This is a genomic window from Roseateles sp. GW821-FHT09B06 (genome assembly GCF_059418245.1).
The window spans coordinates 1-19,862 of the sequence record NZ_JBWKPM010000002.1; the positions used below are offsets into that span (position 1 = coordinate 1).

Annotated in this window: 17 protein-coding genes; 6 read left to right on the forward strand and 11 right to left on the reverse strand. The window is 66.2% G+C overall.

The annotated features are described in order from the left end of the window. Positions 1–252: 252 nt before the first annotated feature. From AC07OQ_RS01855 to ssb, 6 genes are all read right to left on the reverse strand, one after another. The gene (locus AC07OQ_RS01855) at positions 253–1,095 is read right to left on the reverse strand and encodes a hypothetical protein (RefSeq protein ID WP_495051383.1); all 843 of its coding nucleotides are present in this window, start codon (positions 1,093–1,095) and stop codon (positions 253–255) included. 572 nt (positions 1,096–1,667) lie between these two features. Further along, a complete protein-coding gene (locus AC07OQ_RS01860) occupies positions 1,668–1,892 on the reverse strand; it encodes a hypothetical protein (RefSeq protein WP_495051384.1) in 225 nt (74 codons plus the stop codon). A gap of 410 nt (positions 1,893–2,302) precedes the next feature. Continuing rightward, positions 2,303–4,249, reverse strand: coding sequence for an RHS repeat-associated core domain-containing protein (locus tag AC07OQ_RS01865; protein WP_495051385.1), 1,947 nt, complete (start codon positions 4,247–4,249; stop codon positions 2,303–2,305). Then, positions 4,212–4,685: a hypothetical protein gene (locus tag AC07OQ_RS01870; protein ID WP_495051386.1), complete on the reverse strand. Its 474-nt coding sequence runs from the start codon at positions 4,683–4,685 to the stop codon at positions 4,212–4,214. The genes AC07OQ_RS01865 and AC07OQ_RS01870 overlap by 38 nt, the downstream gene beginning before the upstream one ends. Positions 4,686–4,696: 11 nt before the next feature. Then, positions 4,697–5,203 carry a hypothetical protein gene (locus AC07OQ_RS01875; protein WP_495051387.1) on the reverse strand — a complete coding sequence of 169 codons (507 nt, stop codon included), beginning with the start codon at positions 5,201–5,203 and terminating at the stop codon, positions 4,697–4,699. 523 nt (positions 5,204–5,726) lie between these two features. After that, the gene (ssb, locus tag AC07OQ_RS01880) at positions 5,727–6,269 is read right to left on the reverse strand and encodes a single-stranded DNA-binding protein (protein WP_495051388.1); all 543 of its coding nucleotides are present in this window, start codon (positions 6,267–6,269) and stop codon (positions 5,727–5,729) included. Positions 6,270–6,414: 145 nt separating this feature from the next. On the opposite strand from ssb, the gene AC07OQ_RS01885 reads away from it, so the two are divergent. From AC07OQ_RS01885 to AC07OQ_RS01895, 3 genes are all read left to right on the forward strand, one after another. Beyond that, the gene (locus AC07OQ_RS01885) at positions 6,415–7,506 is read left to right on the forward strand and encodes a sensor histidine kinase (RefSeq protein ID WP_495051389.1); all 1,092 of its coding nucleotides are present in this window, start codon (positions 6,415–6,417) and stop codon (positions 7,504–7,506) included. Between the two features lie 121 nt (positions 7,507–7,627). Beyond that, positions 7,628–8,389 carry a LytR/AlgR family response regulator transcription factor gene (locus AC07OQ_RS01890; protein WP_495051390.1) on the forward strand — a complete coding sequence of 254 codons (762 nt, stop codon included), beginning with the start codon at positions 7,628–7,630 and terminating at the stop codon, positions 8,387–8,389. Beyond that, positions 8,386–9,108, forward strand: a complete 723-nt coding sequence (locus tag AC07OQ_RS01895) for a head GIN domain-containing protein (RefSeq protein ID WP_495051391.1) — start codon at positions 8,386–8,388, stop codon at positions 9,106–9,108. Before AC07OQ_RS01890 ends, AC07OQ_RS01895 begins: the two co-directional genes overlap by 4 nt. Before the next feature lie 30 nt (positions 9,109–9,138). Here the strand turns inward: AC07OQ_RS01895 and AC07OQ_RS01900 are convergent, their stop codons facing one another. The 3 genes from AC07OQ_RS01900 to AC07OQ_RS01910 form a co-directional block, all read right to left on the reverse strand. Further along, positions 9,139–9,633: a cupin domain-containing protein gene (locus AC07OQ_RS01900; RefSeq protein WP_495051392.1), complete on the reverse strand. Its 495-nt coding sequence runs from the start codon at positions 9,631–9,633 to the stop codon at positions 9,139–9,141. An 84-nt stretch (positions 9,634–9,717) separates the two neighbouring features. Beyond that, positions 9,718–10,395, reverse strand: a complete 678-nt coding sequence (locus AC07OQ_RS01905; protein ID WP_495051393.1) for a hypothetical protein — start codon at positions 10,393–10,395, stop codon at positions 9,718–9,720. A 67-nt stretch (positions 10,396–10,462) separates the two neighbouring features. Continuing rightward, positions 10,463–12,634 carry a PhoX family protein gene (locus AC07OQ_RS01910; protein ID WP_495051394.1) on the reverse strand — a complete coding sequence of 724 codons (2,172 nt, stop codon included), beginning with the start codon at positions 12,632–12,634 and terminating at the stop codon, positions 10,463–10,465. Positions 12,635–12,814: 180 nt separating this feature from the next. On the opposite strand from AC07OQ_RS01910, the gene recQ reads away from it, so the two are divergent. Next, the gene (gene recQ, locus AC07OQ_RS01915) at positions 12,815–14,698 is read left to right on the forward strand and encodes a DNA helicase RecQ (protein WP_495051395.1); all 1,884 of its coding nucleotides are present in this window, start codon (positions 12,815–12,817) and stop codon (positions 14,696–14,698) included. A gap of 246 nt (positions 14,699–14,944) precedes the next feature. Here recQ and AC07OQ_RS01920 read toward each other — a convergent pair whose 3' ends face one another. After that, positions 14,945–15,208 (reverse strand): hypothetical protein, encoded by a 264-nt coding sequence (locus tag AC07OQ_RS01920; RefSeq protein WP_495051396.1) that lies wholly within the window; start codon positions 15,206–15,208, stop codon positions 14,945–14,947. 398 nt (positions 15,209–15,606) lie between these two features. On the opposite strand from AC07OQ_RS01920, the gene AC07OQ_RS01925 reads away from it, so the two are divergent. Continuing rightward, a complete protein-coding gene (locus tag AC07OQ_RS01925; RefSeq protein ID WP_495051397.1) occupies positions 15,607–16,830 on the forward strand; it encodes a hypothetical protein in 1,224 nt (407 codons plus the stop codon). A gap of 390 nt (positions 16,831–17,220) precedes the next feature. Continuing rightward, a complete protein-coding gene (locus AC07OQ_RS01930; RefSeq protein ID WP_495051398.1) occupies positions 17,221–18,447 on the forward strand; it encodes a restriction endonuclease in 1,227 nt (408 codons plus the stop codon). Positions 18,448–18,704: 257 nt separating this feature from the next. On the opposite strand, the gene AC07OQ_RS01935 is transcribed toward AC07OQ_RS01930, so the two are convergent. Continuing rightward, on the reverse strand, positions 18,705–19,487 hold the full coding sequence (locus tag AC07OQ_RS01935; protein ID WP_495051399.1) for a S1/P1 nuclease: 783 nt from the start codon (positions 19,485–19,487) through the stop codon (positions 18,705–18,707). Positions 19,488–19,862 lie beyond the last annotated feature (375 nt).

A 19,862-nucleotide genomic window follows, 5' to 3' on the forward strand; every position in this document is an offset into this window, starting at 1 on the left:
GACTTCCCGTTTTCTCGACATTCAACATCAACGCTTGTTCTTCTGGGCGTGATGATAGGTTTTGTTAGCTGCTCTAAATGCAGCAGCGGCTTTTAGGAGCGCCGCAATCGGCCGCAATCGGCAGTGGGCGGCCCTATAAAACCCAACGGCCCCGAAGGGCCGTTGGGGGAGCATGGAGACTCCGAATCAGGATGGTTTGCACGGTGACCTCACACAACAGCGGAAGGTTCCTGGCTCGTATAAAGAGCCGTTTTATACGGGCTGCAATTGCAGCCGCGATTCCGTGCAGCCCCGCCACACCAGGGGCAGGCCGAGGCTCACGCGGGCCAGCGCGATGCGCCCGGCCAGCGTGGCCTGGTCGGCCGCGCTGAAGCGATGCCACCGCTCACGGGCGGCCTTGGCGATGCGCGCGGCATGGTTCTGCTCGGCATTGAAGATGATGAAGACGCCGCCCAGGACGTAGGGCAGCTCGGGGTGCACGCGCCGGCCGACGTGCTCGGCCATGGCGCAGATGCGCATCAGCTCCGCTGTGCCCTTCGGGGCGGACTCGGTTTCGCAGGCATAGAGCTTGTCGCCCTTGATGAGCACGGCATCAACGTGCTTGCCCAGGCGCTTGAGCAGCATGTCGCGGCTCACGGGCGCGCGGCCGTTGATGAGGCCGTGTTCGTTGAAGGCCTGGAAGCCTTGCGCCTGCTTGTGCAGGCACCAGCGGCTGGTGAGCGCGTGATGGGTGAAGGTGGCCCCGCTGACGCTGGCCAAGTCGAGGCCGTGATGCGCGGGGATGCCGCGCAGCTCCAGTGCCGCAGCACCGGGGCGGGTGATGACCAGGCTGGTTCCGCCCAGGGCGTTGGCGCGGGCTTTTAGCTCGCCGGTCTGGAGCAAGCGGCGCACGGTGCGCTGTGCCATCTGTTCACCGAAGCGAGCATCCGGCCAGCAGGCGGCCGCAAGGTCGGCGCAGCGCAGGTGCCCGTGCGCGGCCACGGCTTGCAGCACGCGCAGCCGATTGGCCGCCGCGCGTTCGCGCGAGGTGGGTTGCTTGGGGCGCGGCGCCGGTGGGCGCAGCAGGCCGCCCAGGAGGTCGGGGGAGAGTTTCATCAGGAGACACCTCGCATCGGTTCGATGCCAGGTGTAGCGACGGCTCAACATCCTGCCGACGCATCTGCCGATACGTCTGGAGCCCCGGCACGCTCGCAGCAGACGCTGCCAGCTCAAGGCCGGGACTCCGGGCGGCTGACCAGGTGCTTTACGCGGCTAGGGCCGCCCGCACCTTCTCCGGGCTGGACGCCCCTCGTCCTCCGTCCAATACAGCGCCGCTGCCTGCACCCCACCCCGCCTGGACGTCGGCGCGTTGCACAGGAAGCCAACCCGCACTGCGAGCAGCGTGCACCGTGACCGGTTTTCGCTTCGAGGCTGGACGCCTCGTCTTCGTCCGGGTTGGCTTCCTGTGCTGCGCTCCGTCAGCGGCGTACCTCACGCCCACTGCGTGGGCTGCGGTCCCGGAACCCTCGTGCGCCTGGGGGCGCACCAGCGCTTGGGCCGCGCTTCGAGGATTCCGGCTCCCCCGGCGCTGCGGCAACCCGCTGGGGCGGGTGCGCCTTCGCGTCAGGCCCGGCACCTGCCAGGCCTGCCCGCTGTCCTGCGGCAGCGGCTGCGAACAGCCCAGCCCTTCAGCGCCGCCAGCGCTGCAAGGCCACGAACAGCTCCAGGTGGCGCAGCTCGTGTTCGCTCAGGTGCTGGCCAGCGGCGTGGAGGGCCTCGGTCAGCGCGGCCAGCGGGCCGTGCGGCGTGGCGCTCAGCGACGGGTCGGCGTGGCCGTCGTCGGTGAGCAGGCGCAGCGGCGCAGGGCCGTCAGCGTCGAAGAGGTACCAGGAGGGATGGGGTTGGAGGCGCATGACAGGAAGCAAGTGGTTTGCTCCCTGTAGCCACCGACCCACCTAGAGTTTTTTCTCTATCCGGTACTTAACTTCAACCTTGCGAAGCTGCCCACCATTGATGGAGACCTCCACATGGTCCCGTTCAAGGAACACCCGGGCTTCTTCTGCTTGAACCGACAATATGCTGTCTGAGGACCAACTCAGCACCAACCCTTGAACTTTGTCTGCTCGCCAGACAGCTTCGCCAGACGGACCACTCCCTGCAGGAAGAACATAAATCTCAGTGGGAGTAGGTACCGTTGCATCGGTTTGGCGAGCAAATGTGGCAGCCTCGACGAGGCCATCATTTGTGCGTTGTCGAGACAGCTCATCCAACTTTGGAGAACAAGCCGCCAACAAGAGAGCCGCGAGGCAAATAGTTCCGGCTCTCATTGGCCACACCCACAACGGGCGTACTGCATGCCAGCTCGAATCATCGCCTGGTCAGCAGGGTCATCGCCATAAGGAGCCTTACCGAATGGCGAGCCCCATTCCGGCTTCGATGTTCCAGCGCGCGTCTGCGCCCAACCTGCCATCGGCAGAAGAATAGCCCCGTACCCCGCTGCCTCCCCTGTGGCTCCATAGTTGAAGTTGCCGAAGTCTTGGTACTGAGCGCCCTGTTGCTTGTAGTCCCATCGCCCCTGATTCCTAACCGCCGCATAGAAGGGAACGATGCCCATGCCAGGGCTGGCTTCTCTGATGTTCTTATCGAGCTCCGATTGTTTTGGGCAGCTGTTCTCAGAGCCTGGCATTTTCGGAGGCGTGGGGCAGGAACAGGCGGCGTGATTGCCGCCACCTGTGCCACCCGCCAATCCCATCGGGTCCACCATGCTCAGCGGGTTTCCGCCGACATAGGCATACGTATTGATGCCGCCTGCAAGCCCGATGGGGTCAGATTGGATGTACCGCCCGAGTTGCGCGTCATAGTACCGGTTCCAGTTGTACCAGAGCCCCGTCTCCGCATCGTAGTACTGACCGGGATAGCCGATGTTGAGCCCGCTCACGCTGTCCTGCAACACTTGCCGGTCGAAGGCGGTGTTCGCCGCGCGCCAGACGACCTGGGCGGCCGCATTGCTCAGCACTTCGGGCCGGCCCAGGTGGTCGTTGTGGCTGGCAAAGAACTGCCCGTTCCTGACGATGCCCAGTAGTTCGCCGCCCAGCCATACATAGCTGGTGGTGCCGGCGGGGCCTGTCTCCATCAGCAGTTCACCGCCGGGGCCGTAGACAAAGCGCGTGCTGCCGGCTGCCGTGGTCTTCATGACGCGCTGGTTCAGGGCATTGCTCAGGTAGCTGTTGACGGTGCCCTTGATGTTGGCGCTGTTCATGCGGTTGAAGCCGTCGTAGCCATAGCTGTGGCTGCCGTCCCAACGGCTCTCGCTGTTGACATTGCCCACAGCGTCATAGCCGAAATTGCGCCACGTCGCGCCGCTGGTCGCCGCCAGGCGATTGCTGCCGCTGGCCATCACATGGCTGAGGTAGCCGCCGTAGGCCGTCTGGTTTCCCGCGGCGTCATAGGTAAAGGTCGTCTGGCCGGAGGCGTCGTTAATGCGTGTGAGACGGCCTTTGCCGTAGGTACCTTCGTCGTAGGTAAAGGACTCCGTCACCCCGCCGCTGGTTCTCGAGGTTTGACGACCCAATGCGTCCCAGCCATAGCTGATGGTGACACCGTTGGCGCGCAGTTCGGAGCTGAGCCGGCCGGCGGAGTCGTAGGTGTAAGTCGTGACGCCGGTGTCCGGGCTCGTGCGCGTCAGGACCTGACCCAGGCCGTTGTAGGTAAACAGCGTGCTCAGCGAACGCGGGTCGGTGACCGATTGAAGGCGACCGGCGTTGTTGTAGGCATAGGCAATGACGCCGCCATCCGGCGCCGTGGTCTTGAGCATGCGATTGGCTGCGTCGTACTCGAATGAGGTCTTGCGACCCACTACGTCGGTCCGGCTCAGGAGATTGCCGTTGTTGTCATAGGCGTAGCTCAACTGCTGCCCGTTGTTGCCGTTAACCGCCGCGTAGAAGGGAACGATGCCCATGCCAGGGCTGGCTTCTCTGATGTTCTTATCGAGCTCCGATTGTTTTGGGCAGCTGTTCTCAGAACCTGGCATCTTCGGAGGCGTGGGGCAGGAACAGGCGGCGTGATTGCCGCCACCTGTACCACCCGCCAATCCCATCGGGTCCACCATGCTCAGCGGGTTGCCCTCGACATATGCATACGTGTTGATGCCACCCGCCAAGCCTATCGGGTCACTTTGGGTGTATGTCACGCCGATGCATCGTTGCCAAAGTTGGGGGCGATTCGCGGAGACTCTACGAACATGCACCGTCCTCGTCAGGCTGAGGAACATTGCGCGTTTGCTCTACACGCCGACCAAACTCTTTCCTCGAAGCGCACAACTGCCTGACATCCAACTTGCGCACAGCAGCTAGCCGCGTACAGCTGTTGTCTTGCGCGAATGCAGCCATCTGTTTGCGCATCAGCGACGAGAAGCGCTTTGCCCGTTTCGCCGCGGCGCACGACCACTCAGACCCGATTTCCCCATCAAGCTTGAAGAGCGCCAGCTCCACGAGATACCTGTCGGCAGTCTGGGATTGCGACTGAGCAAGCGCCCTAAGACTCGCCGACCAACGAGTTGACGCATCCGATGCAGGCGGTGGCGCTTGAAGCTCAATGAATGCCTCGACGCCTTGGAGAAAGGCTTGTCCTTCCGGTGAGTCAGCACCCTTTGCCTGCGCCCCAAAGAAGAGTGCGAACGCCATCGTCACTACCGTGACCAGCAGCATGTAGCGCGACCTCATGGGCCAACTCGCAGTGTGTTGCCTGCGCCGCCCGCCCATTCGGCGCCCAAAAACTCATTCAAGGCGCGAATGGTATCCACCGTGCCCGTTACACACCCTTCAGAACAGAAGGGTCCCTTCTTCGATGGACCAAACGGATTGTCGCAGCTATGGCTGCGGATATTGCTCCGCGACGCATCTACTTGCACGGGAGTGAGAACGCGACCGCCGGGCTTGCCTGACTTGCCGTTCATGTCCCAGTACCAATGCCCAGTCGGAATCGGCCCAACTCCAGAATCGCCAATACATGCGGGGTTGTTCTTGCATCCCGGAATGCTGTTATTGCCAGACGCGAACTGCCCGCTAAATCCTGCTTGACCGGTCAGGTCGGAATAGCAGTTCATCGCCCCAGATGAGATGGAGTAGAAGCATTGCGCGAGCCCGGCAGGGTCAATTCTCGAAACCGGATTGCCGCCCACATAGCTGTAAATGATTGCCCCCGACGACCAATCGTCGTAGGGCAAGGCATTTTTCCTAGTCGCCTCAAGGGCTTGCGGGTGGATGACGAAGACGCGCTCCCTGCTGTCTGTATTTTTTGCTTAGAGGCACATTCTGTCCGCGCGCCCGCACGCGGGCAACCTGGGTGAGGGTTATCCAAGGCAACGGCGACGCGGGACCTGTCGCAGATGCTGGCCGATGGGCAGCTCTGGAGCCACGGGGTGGGCAAGGCCCTGCGTTACTACGTCAATGTGCCCGGGTGGGCGCATGGCCTGGGTGAACCGGTGTGAGGGTCAGGTCTTCATGTGAGCGGTTTGAGAGCCCCGTTTCCGGAGCCCTCTCCGTACTATCGCTTGCCGAAGCGAAGCGATAAAAGGTCACTCAGGCGACTCAGAATCTTGACAACCTTCCAGCCGCTTCAACGCTGACAATCGGCGCGAAAAAGGGGAGGTGATCTTTACAGACCTCCTCCCCTGGTTTCAGTCGATGAATGCTAGCTAGTCGCCGGATCCACCCACCGGAATCTTCACAGACTCAACTGACCGCTCGCTAGAACGGGATGTCGTCGTCCATGTCGTCGAAGCCGGTGGCCGGCTTCGGCGCGGGGGCCTGGCGCGGCGCCGGGGCGCGCGGCGCGGCGGCACGCGGTGCCGGGGCGTCGAAATCGCCGCCGCGCTCGTCGCCGCCGGCGCCACGGCCGCCGCGGCTGTAGCCGCCGCCACCACCACCGCCGCCGCCACCCATCTCGTCACCGCCCTCGCGGCTGCCCAGCAGCTGCATCTGGTCGGCGATGATCTCGGTGGTATAGGTGTCCTTGCCTTCCTTGTCCTGCCACTTGCGGGTGCGCAGGCGGCCCTCGACATAGAGCGGGCGGCCCTTCTTGCAGTACTGGCCCACGATCTCGGCCAGCTTGTCGTTGAAGACCACGCGGTGCCATTCGGTCTCTTCCTGGCGCTCGCCGCTCTCGCGGTTCTTCCAGTTGCGCGTGGTGGCCAGGCTGATGGTGCAGAACGCCACGCCGCTGGGGTTGTAGCGCAGTTCCGGGTCGCGGCCCAGGTTGCCGATGAGAATGACTTTGTTGACCGAGGCCATGATGCGCTCCGCTGGCGTTTTGTATCCGAAGGAGGGGATTATGCCGCCCCGCCCGGCAGCGCCCCCAGCGACCGCTCATGGCCCGCTTCCCGCACTTGGTCGCCGGGCCCGCCGTGTCGCGCAGCGCCCCCCTAAGATCGCGGCCATGTCCTCGGCCCTGCCCCGCCCCGAATCCAACCGCCGCCTCTGGCTGGCCTATGCCGGCCTGTGCCTGCTGAGCTGGATGCTCTATGCGATGGCCGGCGCCGAGCTGCAGCGCGGCCTGTGGCAGCTGTGGGGCGCCGCCTACCAGGCCACCCTGAGCCTGACCCCGCCGATGGCGCTGGGCATCCTGGTCTGGCCCTGGGCGCGCGCGCTGCAGCGCGCCGAGCATGGCCCGCCGGCGCTGCTCATGCTGCACGGCGTCGGCGCGCTGCTGTTCGCGCTGGCCTGGCAGTTGCTGGAGTTCGCGCTGGCCTGGGGCCTGTTCGGCCAGCTGCACGCCGAGGCGGTGTTCGAGCAGACCGTGCTGTGGCGCGGCATCTGGGGCATATTCGTCTATATCGCGCTGGCCAGCGGCTTCACCGCGGTGCTGAACGCCCGCCAGGCGCGCGCCAGCGCGGTGGCGGCGGCGCAGGCCGAGTCGGCGCTGGCGCGCGCCGAGCTGTCGGCCATCAGCGGCAAGCTCAATCCGCATTTCCTCTTCAACACCCTGAATTCGCTGATCGCCCTGACCCGCAAGGACGCCAAGGCGGCCGAGGCCGCGCTGCTGCGCTTCGCCGGCATGCTGCGCTATGTGCTGGACACCAAGCGCGGCGCCGGTGCCCGCGTCAGCCTGGCCGAGGAGGTGGATTTCGTGCGCGACTACCTGGCGCTGGAGACCCTGCGGCTCGGGAACCGGCTGGCGGTGGACTGGCAGATCGAGCCCGCCACCCTGGACGACGAACTGCCGCCGCTGACCCTGCAGCCGCTGGTGGAGAACAGCATCCTGCACGCCATCGCACCGCGCGTGCAGGGCGGCAGCATCAGCATCACGGCGCGCCGCGATGCGCTCAACCAGGGCCTGGCCCTGACCGTGCAGGACGACGGGCCCGGCTGCGACCCGGCCCGGCTGGAGGCCGACGCCCCCGGACGCCGCGGCATCGGCCTCTCGGCCCTGCAACGCCGCTTCACCCTGGACTACGAGGGCCGCGCGCGGCTCGTGGTCCACACCGCCCCCGGCGCGGGCTTCCGCGTCGACATCTGGATACCTCAATGACCCATCCCCTACGCGCTTCGCACGCCCCCTTCGAGGGGGCAAGCCCGGCAAGGCCGGATCCTCGGGCTTCGCTGGGTCGGCGCCCTTGCCTGCCCAGGTCCGTTGCGCCTTGGAGCCTGATATGAGTGCCCACAAGATCCGAACCCTGATCGCCGAGGACGAACCGCTGGCCAGCGAGGCCCTGGCCGACTGGGTGCGCGAGATGCCCCAGCTGGAGCTGCTGGCCTGCTGCGCCGATGGCGCCAGAGCGCTGGCCCAGATCCAGGCGCTGCAGCCCGAGCTGGTGCTGATGGACATCCAGATGCCCGGCATGACCGGTCTGCAGGTGCTGCGCGCGCTGGGCGAGGCCGGCCTGGAGCGCCGCCCCGCGGTGATCTTCACCACCGCCTACGACGAGCATGCGCTGACCGCCTTCGAGCTGCACGCGGTGGACTACCTGTTGAAGCCCTTCGCGCGGGAGCGCTTCGTCGAGGCGGTCGAGCATGCGCTGGCCAACCTCGGCAGCATGGCCCTGCCCGCCACGCTGGAGGACGCGCTGCGGCAGCCCAGCGAGGCGCCGCTGACGCGCATCCTTGTGCGCGACCAGGGCAAGATCTTCCCGCTCAATGTCGAGGCGATCGAATACCTGCGCTCCGACACCAAGTACACCGCGATCGCCAGCCGCGGCCGGCAGTTCCTGGTGCGCCTGCCGATCACCAGCTTCGAGACCCGCCTCGACCCGACGCGCTTCCTGAAGCTGCAGCGCAGCTGCATCGTCAACCTGGATTTCGTCGAGGCGATGACGCCCGACGAGAGCTCGCAGCTGGTGGTGCAGATGCAGGACGGCACGCGCTTCACGGCCAGCCGCGAGGTCTCCAAGCGCCTGCGGGAGCAATCGATATGAAATCCTCCGCCTTCCTTCGCTTGCCCGCGCTGCTGGGCGCGCTGCTGGGCGCGCTGGCCCTGCCCCTGCAGGCCCAGACCGGCGAGGGCCGCATGTACACGCCCGGCGCCTTCGAGCGCCTGGAGCTGAGCGGCGCCGCCAATGTGCGCCTGACCCAGGGGGAGCGCGATCAGGTCTTCATCGCCGGCGACGCCAAGACGCAGGAGGGCGTGGAGGTCGATCTGCACGGCGACCGCCTGACGATACGCCCCTCGGGCGGCTGGAAGTTCTGGAGCCCCGCGCGGCTGCAGATCGACATCCAGATGCGCCAGCTGCGCCAGCTGGTGCTGTCCGGCGCCGGCGACCTGCATGCGGCCGGGCCGATCCGCGCCGAGCAGCTGACGCTCAGCATCTCGGGCGCCGGCCAGGCCCGCTTCGACGATCTGCAGGCCGAGCGCCTGCGCTTCGTGATCTCCGGCGCCGGCGACGGCCTGCTCAAGGGTCGGGTCCAGGATCTGCAGCTGCAGGTCTCGGGCAAGGGCAAGCTGCTGGCCGAGGAGTTGCGCGCCCAGCGTGCCAATGTGTCGATCAGCGGCGTCGGCTCGGCCAGCCTGTGGGTGCAGGAGGACCTGCGCGTCGGCATCTCCGGCGTCGGCACGGTGGAATACTGGGGCCAGCCCGAAGTGCGGCGCAGCTCCTCCGGCATGGCCAGCATCAGAAGCCTGGGCGGCAAGCGCTGAGGCGCCGGGGCGATGGCCGGGGCTCGGGGCTCAGGGCTCGCCGTCCCAGTAGTCGAGGCTGCTCTCGCGTCGCTGGATCAGCGCCGGCCCCTTGGAGAACACGCCCACCTTGCCCGAGTCCGGGTACTCGCAGACCTCGGGCCGCTCCTGGGTGCTGATCGACAAATACTTCAGCTCGGCGTCCGAGCTGTTCAGGATGTGGTGCGGATAGTCCGGCCCGCAGGGAATGAAGATCACATCGCCCGCCTTGATCGGCAGCAGCTCGCCGGCCACGCGCAGGGTGCCCGTGCCCTCCAGCACGATGAACATCTCCTCCTGGCTGTGGTGGAAGTGATAGGGGCAGCTCTGCTTGCCGGGCGGCACGGTGTCGATGCCGCAGCCCAGCTTGCGCGCCAGCGTGCCGTCGGAGACGGCACCGACCAGGCTGTCGTAGCGCGGCTCGCGCTCGAAGCGCTCGCGCGGCACCTCGTGGAAATTGCGGATCAGCTGGCTGCGCAGCGCGCTGGCGCGGTCGTCATCACTCATGCGGTCACTCCATGGCGGGGAGCCGCCATCATCGCCCCTGCCCCCGCCCGGGAGCAAGCGCGCCGCCGACGGCGCGGCGCCCGCTCAGCGCGAATGGCGGCGCCGCGAGACCGCCGTGCCGATCACCAGCAGGCCGGCCAGCAGCATCAGATACTCGTCGGGCTCGGGCACGGCGGTGGTGAAGCTCAGGTTGTCCAGCACGATGTTGTTGCCGGCCACGCCGAAGCCGTAGATGTCGGCGCTGGCACGGCTGAAGCCGAGGAACCGGCCCTGGTCGTAGCCGTCCCAGTCGGTGTCCACCGAGTAGCTGAACTGCTCCAGCACATCGCCGCTCTTGCCATAGGCCAGCACGGTGAAGGCGTTGCCGCCGGCCGCGCTCTGGAACTGGTTCATGTAGGCGCCCACGCTCTTCACGCCCACGTCGAAGCTGAAGCCCAGTTCGCCGCGCCTGGCCACGAAGCTGCTGGCCAGGAAATGACCCTCGGTCGCCGGGCCGGCGCCGAAGCCGGTCCACAGGCCGTTCTCGCCCAGGTCGCGCGCGACGGCGCCGATCTCGGCGTTCGGGCCGGAGGTCATCCAGACCGCCATGCCGACCTCCGCCGTGCCGACGTCCTCCGGGCCCGTCGTCAGCAGGCCGTCGTAGCCGTTGAAGGTCACGACCCGGCTGGCGCCGAAGCCGTTCGCGTCGTACACCGCGGCGGCCTGTGCCGCGCCCGCCAGGGCCAGCAGCGCGGCCGCCGCCAGGGTCTTGATCTTGTTCATGGTCCGAAACTCCTTGTGAACCGGGGCCGGCCGGCCCCGGGGGTTGTTGCTAGCTGGCTTGGGGGGCTCAGGTCCCGATCACGCCGCCGTCGTCCTTGGTGATCACCACGACGCCGGAGCGCGGGCGGCCGAAGGGCAGCGGGGTCGTGCCGTCCGAGGCCAGCGCCCATTGCGCGGCGGGCCAGCGCGAGTACAGCTCGGGGTTGCTGGCCGGCGCGTCCTCGCCGGGATGCTGGATGCCGACGAACAGGGCCTTGCCGTCCGGCGCCATCGCGATGCCGGTGACCTCGGCATTCGGCGGCGCGGTCAGGAAGCGGCGCGTGATGCCGCTGTTGGGGTCGACGCAGACCATGCAGTTGGCGCCGATATTGACCCAGTCGCCGGCGGCATTGCCGGCCTGGTCGGTCTGCACCCAGAGGCGGCCGAAGGGATCGAACCACAGGCCATCGGGCGCGCCGTAGTCGGCGCTGCCGTTCGGGTCGTCGACGATATTGCCCTTGTAGTTGTTGGTGCCGGACGCATGGGGCGCGAGGCTGGTCTTGGCGTCGCCCGCCTGGACGAACAGGTTCCAGGCGAAGCCGCTCGCCAGCACGCTGTCGGCATCCTCGGTCCAGCGGATGATGTGGCCGTAGATATTGTTGGCGCGCGGGTTGGCGGCATCCACCGCGGGGCGGGCCGAGCCGGCGGCGGTCGAGCCGTCGGGCTGGTTGACGCTGGGGGTCGCCGCGCTGCCGCGACGGTTGTTGTTGGTCAGCGTGCAATAGACCTCGATCTGCGCGAAGCCGCCGATGCGCGGGCGCGCGCCGGTCCATTCCGGGCGGTCCATCATCGTGGCACCGACCGCATCGGCCGCCATGCGGGTCTTGATCAGGATCTTGGCCCGCACCTCGGCATCGTCGACGCCCATGAAGTTCGGGTTGTCGCGCAGGGCCTTGCCGTCCACGCCCAGGGTGCCGGGCAGCAGCGCGATCCAGTCGCCGCGCAGATTGGCACCGAAGCGCGCCACGTACAAGGTGCCGGCGTCCAGCAGGTCGCGGTTGGCGGCGCGGTTCCTGGCGTCGAACTTGCCGGCGCTGACGAATTTGTAGATGTACTCGTTGCGCTCGTCGTCGCCCATGTAGACCGCCAGATGGCCGGCGGCATCGACGACATACTGGGCGCTCTCGTGCTTGATGCGGCCCAGCGCGGTGCGCTTGACCGGCAGGCTCTTGGGATCGTAGGGATCGATCTCGACCACCCAGCCGAACAGGTTGGGCTCCTGCGGGTTCAGCGCCAGGTCGAAGCGCGGATCCTGCTTGTCCCAGCCATAGCCGAATCCGGCCGCGACCACGCCGTAGCGGTTGTTGATCTTGCCCTGCTCGCCGCCGGGCATGGCGCCGGCCGTGCCGAAGTTGCCATTCCAGTTCTCCTCGCAGGTCAGGTAGGTGCCCCAGGGCGTGATGCCGTTGGCGCAGTTGTTGATCGTGCCGTAGACGGTGTGGCCGTCGCTGAGCTGGCCGGTGGCCATGCTGGCGGTATCGCCGATGCTGTACTGCTTGGACTTCAGGAGCGCGTGGCCGGCGGCCGGGCCCGACAGGCGCATCCTGGTGTTGGCGGTCAGGCGGCGGCCATAGGGCGAGTTGCGCACCACCATCCACTTGCCGTTGCGCTTGCGGGCCTCCAGGACGGAGACGCCGTGGGCCGCCTGCGACTTGCGCACATGCTCGATGCTGGCGCCGGCCAGCCCTTGAGGCGTGAGGATCTGCTCGTGGGTGTATTCGTTGTTGGCGCACAGCAGGCCGCGGTCGCCGGTGGGCTTGCCATCGGCGCCGGTGAAGGGCATGAAGGCCATGCCGTCGGTGTGCATGCCGTACTGCAGCGCCTGCTGGGCGGCGGTGTTGCTGGCATCCGGCGCGAAGGGCACGCCGCCGGCGACGATCGGATCGCCCCAGGCGACGAACAGCTCGGCGGTGTAGCCGGCGGGCACGGTGACGCGGTCGGCCACCGGCGCCAGAGCGGCGGGCACGCTCTCGAAGCCGATGCCGGGGAAGCCGACGCCGGGCGGCACCGGCGCGGCCTGCACCGTGCCGGCCAGGCCGGACAGGGTGAGGCCGCCCGCGGCGGCCAGCGCGGTGGCGCCGGCCGAGCCCTTGATGAAGCTGCGCCGCGCCTCGTCGACCTGGGCGATGACATCGTGGATGGACGGATTGCCGGACGGATTCAGCGTCGCGTCGTTGCGGGGATGGCTTGTGCCCTTCATGCGGAACTCCTGCCTGGTTGCACGGGTGGGGTGGGGAGGGGGCTGTGAACGCCCGTGAATGTGCGCCGCCCGCGCGACCGCCGAATGACGCGCTTGAGCCGTTCGGCTCATGCCCGGCTGCCCGCGCGCCCCCCCGATTCGGGGGCAGCAGACGCAGCAGGCGTACCATTGCGCGCTTCGATGAGATCCCAGAACCCTCCCTCCCCCTCCGCCCCCCAGGCCATCCTGCAAGAAGTCTTCGGCTACGGCGCCTTTCGCGGCGCGCAGGCCGACATCGTCGAGCATGTGACGGCCGGCGGCGACGCGCTGGTGCTGATGCCCACCGGCGGCGGCAAGAGCCTGTGCTACCAGGTGCCGGCAATCGCGCGGCAGCGCTCCGGCCAGGGCGTCACCCTGGTGGTGAGCCCACTGATCGCGCTGATGCACGACCAGGTCGGCGCGCTGGAAGAGGCCGGCGTGCATGCCGCCTTCCTGAATTCGACGCTCAGCAGCGAGGACGCGGCGCGCATCGAGCGCGAGATGCTGAGCGGCCGCCTGACCCTGCTCTACGCCGCGCCCGAGCGCATCACGACGCCGCGCTTCCTGGCCCAGCTGAGCTCGCTGCACGAGCGCGGCCTGCTCAGCCTGTTCGCGATCGACGAGGCGCATTGCGTCAGCCAATGGGGCCATGACTTCCGCAGCGAATACCTGGCCCTGAGCCTGCTGCACGAGCGCTTCGCCGACGTGCCGCGCGTGGCGCTGACCGCCACCGCCGACGACATCACGCGCGCCGACATCATCACGCGGCTCAAGCTGGAGGACGCGCGCGTCTTCATCTCCTCCTTCGACCGGCCCAATATCCGCTACACCATCGTCGAGAAGGACAAGCCGCGCGACCAGCTGCTGCGCTTCATCCGCGACGAGCATGAGGACGCGGCCGGCGTCGTCTACTGCCAGAGCCGGCGCAAGGTGGAGGAAACGGCCGAATGGCTGGTGGCCGAGGGCCTGAAGGCCCTGCCCTACCACGCCGGGCTGGACGGCGCGGTGCGCCAGCGCCATCAGGACCGCTTCCTGCGCGAAGACGGCATCGTAATGGTGGCGACGGTGGCCTTCGGCATGGGCATCGACAAGCCGGACGTGCGCTTCGTCGCCCATCTGGACCTGCCCAAGAACATCGAGGCCTATTACCAGGAGACCGGCCGCGCCGGCCGCGACGGCGCGCCGGCCGAGGCCTGGATGGCCTATGGCCTGGCGGACGTCGTGAACCAGCGCCGCATGATCGACGAGAGCCCGTCGAACGAGGACTTCAAGCAGGTGCAGCGCGGCAAGCTCGACGCCCTGCTGGCCTTGGCCGAGGCCACCGACTGCCGGCGCCAGCGCCTGCTGGGCTATTTCGGCGAGGCCAGTTCGGCCTGCGGCAACTGCGACAACTGCATCGCGCCGCCCGCCACCTGGGACGGCACCGAGGCGGCGCGCAAGCTGCTGTCCTGCATCTACCGCTTCCACCAGAACGGCGGCCAGCGCTTCGGCGCCGGCCATCTGATCGACGTGCTGCGCGGCAAGCTGACCGACAAGGTCGCGCAATACGGCCACCAGAGCCTGTCCACCTGGGCGGTGGGCGCCGAGCTGGGCGAGCAGCAGTGGCGCGCCGTGCTGCGCCAGCTGATCGCGCTGGGCCATGTGTTCACCGAGGGCGAGTACAGCACGCTGGCGCTGGCCGAGTCGGCCCGCTCGGTGCTGAAGGGCGAGGTGCAGTTGCTGCTGCGCGTGCCGACGGTGGCGCCCAAGCGCGGCAAGAGCTCGTCGCGCACCGGCGCGGGCGCCAGCAAGAGCGGCGGCCGCGCCGCCGAGGCCCTGGACCTGGACTTCCAGGCCCAGCAGCGCTTCGAGGCGCTGAAGCAATGGCGCTCCGAGGTGGCCAAGGAGCATGGCCTGCCGGCCTATGTGATCTTCCAGAACGCCACGCTGGCCGAGATGGCCAAGGCCCATCCGCAGAGCCTGGACGAACTGGCGGGGATCAGCGGCGTCGGCGCGAAGAAGCTCGAGGCCTACGGGCGCGAGATCCTGAGGGTGCTGGAAGCCTGACAAGGGGCGCGCTCAGACGAGGGCGCATCCTTGCCCGACGCCGGGTTGCGGGCTGGGTGGCACATCGGTCGGGCGGAGTGAGCGGCGGCGATGCGGCGGGCGCTGTCCTTCGACATCGACAGACCGTACTCGCGCTATCTGTCGCTTTGCGATCGCTCGTTGAGCCAGACCTGATCGCGATGTGATTCCATGCATTCGAGCTGATTGCATGGCGCGAATTGCTACCATTCGTGACAAAGCAAGCAGTCAAGGGAGATCCAAAAAATGCTTGAGCTTTTCGACATTGGTCGGCTGGCCCACCGGTACGGTAAGTGGCGTGGCCTCGCCTACTTGGTGGCGGCTGCCATGCCACTTGCCGTGGTCTACCTTCTCGGCACAGTATTCACGATATTGCCGGGCACCGCGCAGCCGCCAGACGCCCTGCAATGGCTCCAGATCATCCTGGGCTGCGTTGCTGTACTCCTCGTCATCTATGGTTGCTATCGCCTTTACCGCGACCACGAGCACCATGACTACATCGAGGATGCAGACCACTATCGACGCCACGGCTGGTAGCCCTCGCCTTCACACGCCGGCGGCTGCGATGCCCAGTGTCACTGAGGTCAGTCCGATTGAGGGGTACTGCCTGCGTGCGGTGCGCCACCATGGGCAAGAACGGCTAACCATGACCAGGGCCACGGTACCTCTGCCAGACAACAAAAGATGGAAAAGCGAACTCCACCCGGATGGGATACGAAGCTGCAGGTGCCCATCGGCGCATCCTTTGCTGGCGGGTGGCCGACGCAGCAGTAGGGGCGAGCCTGCAAGGGATGGCTTGGGATCGAAAGATTCCGCTCAACGAACCGTGATTGGACCGCTCATCACAACGTGAGCATCCATACCTGGACCTGGTTCAACGGAGATATTGAATGAGCGTCAGCGACAAGCCGCTTCTTGTCTACCTGGATAGCAGCGACATATCGGTGATGTCGGACCCAAAGTTTTCCGGCCAGTGGGACGAGGTACGCAGGGGCCTGGAGCGGTTCCTGTCACAGGGCGACATTCGATGCGTATTTTCCCAGGCTCATCTGGTGGAGATGGCACCGACGGATGTTGGCAAGGGACAGCTTGCAATTGCGAAGGTCGACGTCCTTATCGAACTATGCGGAGCGCACGCACTACCTTCACTCGACAACCTGATGCGCGAGGAGCTGAAGGCTCTGCGCGATGGTGTTCCTCCAACACGCGACATTCTCAGCACAGATGGCGAATGGTTTCCGCCAATCGGCGATCTATTTGAGGCAGAAGGCTCCGCGATGTTGCGCGAGGCGGTCACCGATGTGGTCAACGACTTCCCAATGAATCGCGCCCAACGTCGCGCTGCAAAGAGGCTCAACAAGAACGGAGCGCTTACAAATGAGCTGATGCGAAGAATTGAGGGGGATTCCGTTGAGAACGCCGCCAGTGACATGCAGAAGAAGTACCCCATGAGGGACGAGGACGCAGCCTTGTTAGTTGCCTACCTACGAGGCAAGGCAAGCAAGGAGAGTGCAACTCAAGCTTTCTGCGCCGGGCTTCGAGACCCAAGGTGGATGATGCGGTGGTTTGCGGCGGACGGGGTTGAGGTCACGAAGTTCGCGGGGTGGCTGCGAGCCTCGTCTACCACGATGAAGGCGGCCGTCGACCAGTTGGCGAGTCTTGCCAGACAAATCTGTGCGCTTCCCAAGGAAGTCCAGGCGTCTGCTTTTGAGCGGCTCCTATCAATCAAGCCGGAGTGGGACCACTTCCCCGACCAGTTGGCGGAGCGACTCGTTAAGCAACTCGCAGGAGGCGGCACGTCAGAACCGTTGGCACCCATTCCTGCGCAACGAATTCACGAGACTTGCGTCGGACTATCAGTTCTCCTGAGAACGTTCTTCTCAGTTGCTTGGGCGTCGACGTCGCAGCAACCACGGGCGCCAATGGCGAGCGACCTGGGAGACTGCTCCCACGCTATGTATGCCCCGTATGTCGATGTCTTTCGCGCAGACAGCTTCATGGCGTCACATGTTCAACGCCAGACCACGAAATTCGGCACGACGGTCGTACCGAAGCTTAGGGGACTCCTGCCCGCCATTAAGGAGCGGTTGCAGCAATCGCAAGCCACCCTGTGAGCCGGTGACCCAGCCTAGAACGGATGCCAGTTGCAGTAGTAGGTAAATCGCCTTGGGCGTCTTAGACACCAGGGCGCCAGTACCCGTACTAGACACCCATCTGATAGATGCTGGCGAACGCAGATGTCCTTGTACTTGATCAACCCCACGCCCTGCAGCGCAGGCATTGAGCATGTTCTCGTCGTCATTGAACACGGCGCTGCCTTTGGGCTCGAACACCACGGTGCGTACTTCCACGTCCGGTGAGGTGAACGACCAGCGGTCTATCGTGCCGCTTGAAGTGAAGCGATAAGCCAGGCAGTTGTGTCGCATCAGGTCGGTGGGCGTCTCGGGCAGCAAAGAAACCGTCAATCGAATTCCCGGCGTTCTCAGCAGAAGCTTGCAGGCGCTATGCTTTCCAATATCACCCTTCCTTCAGGCACCTATTCGATGAGCGCCGGGTACACGGATATTCAATTGGTCCAGGAGATCTCAAGGCTTGAGACGGCCATCCGAGAATGGGCCCAGGAGCGCGACCTGTGGCTGGACAGCGGGTTCAAGGAGTTTCTTCAGCACGTCGGCGGAGAACCTGGCTCACCCGCAGTGGTGACCGTTCTATGCACCGGCAGCGACCTGATGCGTGTGCTGGATGAAGACCTTGAGGTGGACGGCCCACCGTTCCACGAGTTCGTCGCCTCACTGGGCTTTCTTTGCGAGAACCAGAACGGCTACACCTACTACTTCTACGCAAACGACGAGGCGTTGAACGCGGCGTTCGAATCGTACTTCCATTGGCAGTGGGTCTGCTCGCTGATCCAGCCGGATGCCGGAGACGTTTACGAGGAGCTTTACGCCCACTTCGCAGCCAATCCAGACCAGTTTCACCGCCTCAACCCGCGCGCGTTTGAAATCCTGCTGAGCCGAGTCTTCCAGAACCAGGGGTTCACCACAGAGTTGGGACCGGGCTCCGGAGACGGCGGGGTCGACATCCGCCTCTGGCAACGCGGTCCGCTGGGGGACGTCCTAACGCTCGTTCAGGCCAAACGGTACGCGCCTCACCGCAAGATTGAACTTGACGCCGTCGCTGCGCTCCGAGGTGTGATGGCCGTCGAGGAAGCGCCGAGGGGGATGTTCGTCACGACCTCGACTTATCTGCCGAGCGCGCGGCGGTTTGCTGCTCGAGCAGGAAATGTCATCGAACTCGCGACGACCGCGGACATAGCGCAGTGGTGCGCCACGGCCACGAACGGCATCGTCAAGGACAAGTCTTCGCTCGTGTCCAGGGAGAGAGTCGGTCGCCTGTTGCACCAGGTATCCCTGGCAGCCGACCCAAGGGTGCTGCACACGACCTGGGGGTACAACGCGACCCACAACACCTTCGCGCTGGTCCTCAAGGAGACCAAACACGCCGCGCTGTTGATGTCCCTACCTCTTCGCACGGTGACACACGATGGCTACGGACAGCGAGGGACGCAAGTGCCGTCGTTCGGCGAGGACGCTCTTGGCCACCACTGCGCAGAGACCGTGTGGCGAGCAAAGCGCAAGGTTTACGATACCGGCCGCGTCGGCTACTGGGACGGCAGGCACCTGTACAGCGCGTGGGACGGGAAACCCGCTCACTTCGACTATATGGACTGAGCTCAGGACTCGAAGTACAGGTGATGGGCCGTCTTCCGACGCGCGTTTTCGATCAACCTGGGAGAGTTCGCGCACCTCGACGGCCGCTTTGGACAGTCGCCGACTCTCGCCAGTGAAATTCGACCGGCTGGAATCAGCCTTGAACAGGCACCAGATCTTGCCCTCCGACATGCAGCTCCCGGCCGCATACGAACTTCCGGCAGCCGCTGCAAGCAAGCTCCCGCGGCTTTCTTCTTGATGCCGCCGGAATCGGCGCCCTACTGCAGCGCGCCGTTCAGCACCGCCGCCAGCCGCAGCGCCGCCTGGCCCAGGCGTGCCTTCAAGGTGGCCTCGTGCTCGGCCAGATAGCCCTCGTCGATCTTGTGCGTGGCCGGGTAAAAGCCTTCGGCCTCGACCAGCTTGCAGGACTCTTCGGCCCAGCGCGCGGCGGCGGGCGCCTGCGCCTTGGCCTCGCGGGGCAGCCGGGCGCCGATCTCGGCCTTCAGCGCGGCCGGGCCGCCGGCATGGGCCAGGATCATGCCGGTGTCCCAGAGCGAATGCAGGTTGCGGCCCTTGCCCAGCAGCCGCAGCTGGAACAGATTGCCGCCCTTGTCCTCGCCGTAGCCGGCGTGCAGGGGCTGGTGCACATCGCCGATCAGATGCACCACGTACTTCAGCGCGTGGAGGCGCTTGTCGTCGCCGGCATCCGAGCGCAGCAGCGCCACCTGGGCCTCCAGCGCCTCGACGATGCAGGCGCCCGTGGGGCAGTCGCGCGGCTTCTCGTAGCGGCAATCGCCACGCGGGAAGTTCACATAGTGCCAGCGCCCCGTCGCCGGCGAACGGATCTCGTCGGCCCAGGTCGAGATCGAAGCCAGCGTGGCACCGGGCTCCTGGGCCAGCAGGCGCTGCACCTCGGCGCGGGCCTTGGGGCTCAGGCGCGCCTCGGCCAGGCTCGCCACCATGCGGTGGCCCTCGAAGCCCCAGGCCTGGGCGGCGCCGGCCAGGGAAGACAGGGAAAGAGCGAGCGCGGCGGCCAACGCGGCGCGTGCAACAGGAAACATCCAGGCCTCGGCAAAAGGCCCGGACGATAGCAGGCCTCAAATGAAGGGCGCGTCGCGCATGGCTTGCCGACGCCCCGACAAACACGGCGTGCGGAACGGGCGCCCTGACTTCGTTCCCCGGAACACCCGGCCGACCCGATCCGGCAGCGCCGGCCTTTCTCGTGGAGAGCGCAACAAACGCCGCCTGCCGAGTGCATCGGGTGAGGGGTGGAGCGAGGTCAAGGAGGAGGATCGGGCGCAGCCCGGTCCGGGGGACAGGAGCGGAACCCCTCGCCCGATGCGCTCGGCGCTCGCCCCCGCCCTGCCCAGGCCTGCCGTCGCAGGCGCCGTCTGTTGATGCAGACGGCGCGCAAAGTGCCAAATGAAAAGGCGCTT